The following is a 935-nucleotide window of genomic DNA, read 5'->3' on the forward strand; positions in this document are numbered from 1 at the left end:
ACGCTTTGTAGAAGACAAAAGCATATTGATATTGCAATCAGCTATCAGAAAAGTCGTGATGGGTTACACCTACTCGTCGACTCTACAGGATTAAAATTTTTAGGTGAAGGCGAATGGAAGCGTAAGAAACATCAGCCAGAATATCGTCGTCAATAGCGTAAACTTCATATGGGTATAGATGCTAATACCCTACAAATACGAGCAGTTCAGCTTACAACCAATAATGTCAGTGATTCACAGGTACTTGTGGATTTACTTGATCAGATTCCACAAGATGAGCGGATTGACTCTGTTTATACCGATGGAGCTTATGACACGAAATTATGCAGACAAGTGATTTCAGATCGTCATGCACATGCCGTAATTCCTCCAAGAAAAAATGCAAGACCATGGAAAGATAAGAAATTGGGATCCTTAGAAAGAAATGAACTATTGAAAACAATCAAACGTCTAGGAAGAACGCTTTGGAAAAAGTGGTCTGGCTATCATCGGCGCAGTTTGGTTGAAACTAAGATGCATTGTATCAAATTATTGGGCGATAAACTCAGTGCTAGGAACTTTCAAAGTCAAGTGAATGAGATTTATGCACGTGTGGCAGTATTAAATAAATTTACGGAATTAAGCAGACTTAACACCCAAGTTGTGCCTTGAATTTGGTAGTACTTGGTGAAATCAGCCTTTAAAAGGTTTGTGCAACAAAGCCAGAAGAAACTATAAATATAAGCATTTATATAGTTTTAACCACACCAAAATCAATCAACACAGCAGCAATAAACCCAGCGTTATTCTTATCACCAATAAGTGGTAATAATTTTGCTACCGAGATTGATAAACCATTTTAAATCAGATATTTTAAAAAGATAAATGGTCGACACAAGACATTTAAGCCCTTGCTATTGTTGTAATAGGCTAATGAAGATATCACCTAACAGTGA

Annotated in this window: 1 pseudogene; it reads left to right on the plus strand. The window is 36.7% G+C overall.

The window, feature by feature from the left end:
* Window positions 1–651, plus strand: a pseudogene (locus ADA42_RS08555) (IS5 family transposase); the annotation flags it as partial.
* Between the last annotated feature and the right edge of the window lie 284 nt (window positions 652–935).

This window comes from Acinetobacter sp. 243_ASPC (genome assembly GCF_001054715.1).
Taxonomy (GTDB): Bacteria; Pseudomonadota; Gammaproteobacteria; order Pseudomonadales; family Moraxellaceae; genus Acinetobacter; species Acinetobacter soli.